The organism is Micromonospora sp. AMSO31t (genome assembly GCF_008868175.1).
GTDB lineage: Bacteria > Actinomycetota > Actinomycetes > Mycobacteriales > Micromonosporaceae > Micromonospora.
On sequence record NZ_WBKT01000065.1, the window covers coordinates 23,643 to 29,821 of the forward strand.

The following is a 6,179-nucleotide window of genomic DNA, read 5'->3' on the forward strand; positions in this document are numbered from 1 at the left end:
CCGGCCAGTCGCGGTTTCGGGGTGTGTCGCCGTCGCGGTGATGGCGCCGCTACGGGTGCTGCCGGCGTGGCGCTGGGCGTTCTCGACATGTGGCACTGGGACGACCTCGGATCAGAAGTGTGCGGGGCGATCGGCCGGGCGGCGCAGGCGATCTGCTACGGCTGTCATTCCCGCCGACGCCGGCGACGGACCAGCGCCACGGCGGCGACGGTGAACGCAGCCAGCGCGCCCCCGGCGACGACCAGCGGCGTCAAGCGGGTCGCGCCGGTGGGGCCGGCAGTGGGGGCGGCTGGGCTCGCGGCCGGCGGCGCGGCGGCCGGTGCCGCCGGGTTGGCCGGATCGGCGACGGTGAACCCGTATGAACCCTGGACCGGATGGCCGTCGGCCGACACGACGCGGTAGGCGACGGTGTACGCGCCGTTGGGCAGTGTGCCGGTGATCGGCACGGTGACCGTCGCGGCGGCGATCGCGGCGTCGCCGGTGGGCACCTTCCGGCGTTGGGCGTCGCTGAGCACGATGGTGGTGAACGCCGGGTCGACTGTCTGGAGGAACTCGAGGGTCACCCGGGCTGGTGGCGCGGTGAGCCGGGCGTCCGCCGCCGGGCTGGCCGCGCGGAGGCTGTTGTGCGCGGCGGCCGGGGCGGCCGGGACGAGCAGCATCCCGAGCGTGGCCACCATGGTGGCGACGGTCACGGCGAGGGCAGGGCGGCGGTGCGGTGGCATGGCGGGCGGACCCTCCGGTTGTGGCGGTTAGCCGAGTAGTTGCTGGCCGATCCAGCCGCCGTCAGGGCAGCCCGGTGGGATTGCGAACACGGCGGACCCGATCGGCGTGGTCCACTCGTTGAGCAGGTCCCGTTCGGCCAGCCGCCGCTGGATCGGCAGGAACTGGCGGGTGATGTCGGCCTGGTAGGAGGTGAAGATCAGCCCGCTGTCGGCGTGCCCCTCTGGGGTGGGGATGCCGTCGTAGTTGTAGGGGCGGCGCAGGATCTTCAACCGGTCGTCGGTGACGCGGGCGCGGGTGAGGTGCGAGAAGTCCGGGATGACGGTGAGTCCGTCGGGTCCGGTGGCGGCGAAGTCGGGTTCGTCGTGTTCGGCGGCGCCGGTGAGCGGGGCGCCCGTGTCCAGGCGCCGGCCGACGGCGAGTTCCCGATCGGTGCGGCCGAGCAGGTCCCAGGTCTCCAGGTTCATGCTGATCCGCCGAACCACCAGGGTGGTGCTGTCCCTTAGCCAGTCCGGCCCGTCGGGCGCCCACACTGCGGCGTCGAGGGCGGCGCCGGGTGCGGGGTTGGCGGTGCCGTCGAGCTGCCCGAACAGGTTGCGTTGGGTGCGGCCCGGTTCGGTGCCCGCGGCCCGGCGGAAGCCCTGCTGCACCCACCGCACCGTGGCGAACGGGCGGCTGTCCTTGATCAGCACCCGCTGGGCGTGGGCGACGGTGAGCGGGTCGTCGGCGCAGATCTGCAACAACAGGTCCCCGCCGGACCAACGCGGCTGTAACCGGTCGACCCGGAAGGACGGGAGGTCGGCCACCGACGGCGGCCGGTGGCCGTCGAGGCCGGCGGCCCGGTACAGGCCGGGGCCGAAGCCGAAGGTCACCGTCAGCCGGGCCGGCAGCAGCCCGAGTTCGGGTTCGGTGTCCGCCAGCGCCGGTCGGCCCTGGGCGAGGCGGGCGGCGTCGTCGGACAGCAGCCGCAGCATCCGGCCCAGCGCCGCCCGGCCGGTGCCCGGCGTGAGGGTGAGGGCGATGAACGCGGCGTGTGCCTGCGGGTCGGTGGCGACACCGGCCTGCCGTGGCCCGTGGAACGGCTCGACCGCGACGCCGACCCGCGCCGCCGTGACCGCGTCGACGGGATTCGCCGGGTCCTCGGACCGGGCGGCGGTGACGGCCGCGCCGCCGGCGGCGAGCACGGCTCCGGTGGCGAGAGCACCACCGGTGAGCAGGCCGCGCCTGCTCACCGGCCGTGCGGGGCCGCCGGTCATGATGCCGGGCTCATGCTCACCCCCGGGGTGGCGGACGTCCCCGCCATGGGCTCCCCGTGGCCGGGGGCGTAGGTCTCCTGCGCGCCGGTGAACGGCTTCGCCACCGCCGTGAACGTCTGCGTCTTCCCGTCGGCGAAGGTGAGCGTGACGGTGAGCTCGTCGCCGGCCCGCACCGGCCGCTTGAGGTCCATCAGCATCAGGTGCTCGCCGCCGGGCTGCAGCACCGTGCTGGAGTGCGCCTTGATCACGATGCCGCCCTGCTTGGGCTGCATGACCATCTTCCCGTCCTTCATGGTCATCTCGTGCAACTCCACCGGCGACACGTCGGTGGACGCAGCGGTGATCGTCGCGTCGGCGCCGCCGTCGTTCACGAGGGTGCCGAACGCCGCGGTCATGCCCTTGTCGGCGGCCTTGACCCACGGGTCGCGGATGCCGAGCACCCCGGCGGTGGCCGACGCGGACGTCGACGGCTTCGGCGCGGCCGCCGACGGCTCATCCGCCGAGCCGCAGCCGGCGACGGACGTCGCGATGACCGCGGCGCTGAGCAGGGCCGCCGGGCGCAGAAGCCGGGCAGTGATGGCGCTGGGCATGAAAGGTCCCCTCAAGGTCGGTGTCGCAGGGTTGGTCGAATGGGCAGGGGCAGCGGGTTCCCGGCGGTGGGGCGAGCGCGGTCACCGGGCGGCCGGTCAGGCGGCCGTGTCGTGGCGGTGCTGGGCCGACCCGGGATGCGGTGGGGGCAGCAGCCGCAGGCCGGGTGCGGGGCCGTCGTGTTCGGTGATCCGCCAGCGGCTCTGCCGAGGGCGGCCGCGGCCGGCGGGATGGTCGGGGCCCGGGTGGGTGCGGGACATGGCCACGACGATGGCGTAGCCGGCCAGCACGAAGGCGTGACTGACCAGCCGGGTGGTATCCACCCGGCTGGTGGCCAGGTCGTTGGCCGACAGCAGCACCAGGGTTGCCACGAACGCCGACAGCATCGGCAGCAAGCCGGTCGGCGCGGTGCGCTGCGCCGCCACGAACAGGAATCCCGCGCCGACCGCGACGTTCCAGGCCGCCGACTCGTGCCACAGATGTCCCGACGCCAGCACCCCACCAGCGGCATGCTCGTGCTCGCCGGCCGGTCCCCAGCCGACCTGGACGAGGCCCAGCACCAGCTGAAGCGCGCCGATCACGCCCAGCCCGGCCCGCAAGCCCACCGTCAGGTGCCGCCGCAGACGACGCCGGCGGGTCGGGGTGGGCAGCGCCGCCAACGCCACGTCGGTCAGGTCAGGGCCGTCGCCGGTCAGGGTCAGCCGGGCGCGGCGGGTCACCGCGGAGGCCTGGTCGTACCAGACCCGGCAATCCCCGCACCCGACCAGGTGCTCCTGCGCCGCCGCCCACTCGACGGGATCCTCCTCGCCGTCGAGCTGCGTCGACATCACCTCACGCCACTGCCCACACCCCATGTACCGGTAGTCGCCCGTACGACGGTGTTGGTTCCCGCAGGTTGAAGGTGACGAGGCAGGTCACATGGGCGGTCAGCCCGCCGCGTCGCCCGGGCGGCGCCGCCGCGCGGCCGGCTGCCCCTCGATGGCGGCGACCAGGTCCTCGCGGGCTCGGGCGACCCGGGAGCGGATCGTGCCGACCGGGCAGCCGCACACCACCGCGGCCTCGGCGTAGGACAGCCCGAGCAACTGGGTGGCCACGAAGGCCTCCCGCCGGTCCGCCGGCAGTGCCGCGATCACCTGCTCCAACGCGCCTTGGCGCTCGAAGCCACTTCGGTGCGCGTCGGTCAGATCGTCGGAATCCGACAGCGGCACCGTCCGGGGACGCGACGTCGCCGCGCGCACGTTGTCCACCGCGACGCGACGGGCGATGGCGAGCAACCAGGTCCGTGCCGAGGACCGCCCGGCGAACGACGGCAGCGACCGCATCGCCCGCAGATAGGTCTCCTGCGCCAGATCGTCGGCCTCTCCGGGCGAGGCCAGCGCGGCCAGGAACCGCCGCACCTGCTGCTGCGTCGCCCGGACGAACGCGCCGGCCGCGTCGCGGTCACCCCGACCCCCCGCGAGCGCCCACGCGGTGACCTGCGCGTCGTCCGTCACCCTCGACACCTCCGTGTCACCCGCCCTGACAACCATCACGACGGCCTGTAGTAGTAGCTGACCGGAAGCGTACGGCAACGACCACCGCCGCCGACCACTCATACGACCGGCAAGCCGGAGCGGATCAATCCGGCCCACACCGGCGGCCACGGATCAGAAGGCTAGGGGTTCGCCATACTGCCGGCACGTGCACCGCGCGGGCCGCGCCCTGCACGGCGTTTCTCCGGCGACCTCACCACACGTCGTCTCCGCGACCTGATCGCCACCGTCACGCCATCGTCCGCGGGATGAGGGCTTCCGAACCCACCCGGGCAAGACCCGCGTCCGTGGTCGGGCGGACCGGCAACTCCTCGCCGGACCCGTCTTCAACGGCCCGTCGCACCCCGCGAAGAGTACGACCAGTTGCGCGCCATCCTGCACGCGCCGCCCGCACCGGCCTCGCCGGGCAGAACCGGACCGACCACCCTGCCTTCGCCCACCTAATCGGACGAGTTCTCTGGGTCGGCCATCACCACCCGGCACGCGCAGCCAAACTCGCCACGCTGCTGGCCCAAGCTCTCGCGGCACCGTCAACTGACGCAGCGCGGCAACTTCGCGAGATCCCACCAAGGACGTGCCGGACCAACCGAAACACGGCCTGAGCAGGACTTACGTCCGTTCTGCTGATCTTCAGCAAGCGAGCACAGCAACGCGCGTGTGCGACCCACTAATATGAAAACAGAATAGAAACCCGCAGGTAATGAGCCTCCGGGTATAGATAGAGCATCGTCTTAGGAAACCGATGCTCTATCCCCTGAGCTACGAGGGCGCGAGTCGCCAGTCTAGCGACCGGCGGGGTGCCCGCGTCGGCCGGGCGTGACCCGCGTTGACCTTCCGACGGCCCCGGATGCGCGTCTCCTGTCTCTCTGGTCAGCATCGCCCCGGTGTGTTGGCGGTGTCCGACCGGTCACTCCGGGCACAATCACAGGCATCGACGTGAGCAAGAGTGCTGCGGAGGTGCCCGTTGACGCGGTGTCCAGGCCGACTGGCTCGGTGGACGCTGCGGGGCGTACTCCTGTGCGGCTGCTTCGTCGGCGCGTGGTCCCTGCACGACGCCGTCGCACCTGACGCGGCTCACGCGGCGGAGCCGGCTCGGCCCGGCGTCCTGGGGGACCTGCTGCACGATGCCCGGGCGCTCGTCGAGGAGTCCGTGATCGCCCCGCTGCGCCTGCCGACGTCGCCGCCGGCCAGGAGCGGTGGAGTTGACAGCGAGGGCGGTCCGGCACCCGCGGACCCGGGCCGGTCGACGAGGGACGACCGACCGGAGCGTCCGGCAACCGACACGGCGATCCCGGTGAAGCGGACGACTGCCGCCGAGATGATCACCCCGGTGACCAGACCGGTCGTGGACCTGGCGTCTCCCGTCGTGGAGAAGGTCGCGTCGGCACGGCTGCTGGAGCCGGTCGCCGACATCGCCCGGCCCGTGACCGAGCCGATCGCCGGCATCGTCCAGCCCGTGACCGAGCCGATCGCCGACCTGTTGCCGCCCGTCCTGGCCCCGATCCTCGACCTGACCGCGCCGATCCTCGGGCCACCCGCTGCGCCGTCCACTCCTCCCGATGGTCCGATCGCCCACGCCCCCGCGCCAGCTGGTGACACGCCGACGGCGGGCACGCCCGCAGTGGTCACCCGCCCCGCCACGCCGGCCGTCGTGCGCCCGGCGAAGGCAGCGTCGTCTCGACCGGCGTCCTGGTTCGCAGGTCGAGACGAGGTGTCGTCCCTGCCCGCCGAGGTGCGGGTGGCGCCGCCCGGCGACCCTGCTCCCGGCGAGCCACCCCCTAGCCCCGCCGCGCCCGGCACGCCGGCCACCACAGCCGGCGCCGGTGCCGGCGCCGGGGCACCCGGCATCCCCGCCGAGGGCTCCGCTCGTGCCTGGGAACCGGAGCTGCGGGTGCTGGGGTACGGCGGTGGTCACCGAGCCGCACTCGCGAACCGGTCGAGTCGGCCGGATCCCCGACCCGCCTGAGGCGCCCGCCGGTCAACGGCCCCGGGCGACCGCCGGGAACGGCGGGCGTCCTTGCCGGTGCCATCGGGCGGATGAGCCGGGCGGCCCGGCCGGCTCATCCGCCCGATGGCACCGGCA

At 73.6% G+C, this 6,179-nt stretch carries 6 protein-coding genes; 1 reads left to right on the forward strand and 5 read right to left on the reverse strand.

Features of this window, described 5'->3' with window-relative positions; all coding sequences use genetic code 11:
* Positions 1-164: 164 nt before the first annotated feature.
* The 5 genes from F8274_RS16470 to F8274_RS16490 all read right to left on the reverse strand — a co-directional run bounded on the left by F8274_RS16470 (position 165) and on the right by F8274_RS16490 (position 4,057).
* A complete protein-coding gene (locus F8274_RS16470; RefSeq protein WP_151463274.1) occupies positions 165-722 on the reverse strand; it encodes a copper resistance CopC family protein in 558 nt (185 codons plus the stop codon).
* A 27-nt stretch (positions 723-749) separates the two neighbouring features.
* Positions 750-1,976 carry a Dyp-type peroxidase gene (locus F8274_RS16475; RefSeq protein ID WP_151463275.1) on the reverse strand — a complete coding sequence of 409 codons (1,227 nt, stop codon included), beginning with the start codon at positions 1,974-1,976 and terminating at the stop codon, positions 750-752.
* Positions 1,973-2,566, reverse strand: a complete 594-nt coding sequence (locus F8274_RS16480) for a copper chaperone PCu(A)C (protein ID WP_151463276.1) — start codon at positions 2,564-2,566, stop codon at positions 1,973-1,975. Before F8274_RS16480 ends, F8274_RS16475 begins: the two co-directional genes overlap by 4 nt.
* A 96-nt stretch (positions 2,567-2,662) precedes the next feature.
* Positions 2,663-3,418: a zf-HC2 domain-containing protein gene (locus F8274_RS16485; RefSeq protein WP_151463277.1), complete on the reverse strand. Its 756-nt coding sequence runs from the start codon at positions 3,416-3,418 to the stop codon at positions 2,663-2,665.
* Positions 3,419-3,490: 72 nt separating this feature from the next.
* Positions 3,491-4,057 (reverse strand): sigma-70 family RNA polymerase sigma factor, encoded by a 567-nt coding sequence (locus tag F8274_RS16490; protein WP_151463278.1) that lies wholly within the window; start codon positions 4,055-4,057, stop codon positions 3,491-3,493.
* 1,369 nt (positions 4,058-5,426) lie between these two features.
* Here F8274_RS16490 and F8274_RS16495 point away from each other — a divergent pair.
* Positions 5,427-6,062: a hypothetical protein gene (locus F8274_RS16495; protein WP_151463279.1), complete on the forward strand. Its 636-nt coding sequence runs from the start codon at positions 5,427-5,429 to the stop codon at positions 6,060-6,062.
* The last annotated feature ends 117 nt before the right edge of the window (positions 6,063-6,179 follow it).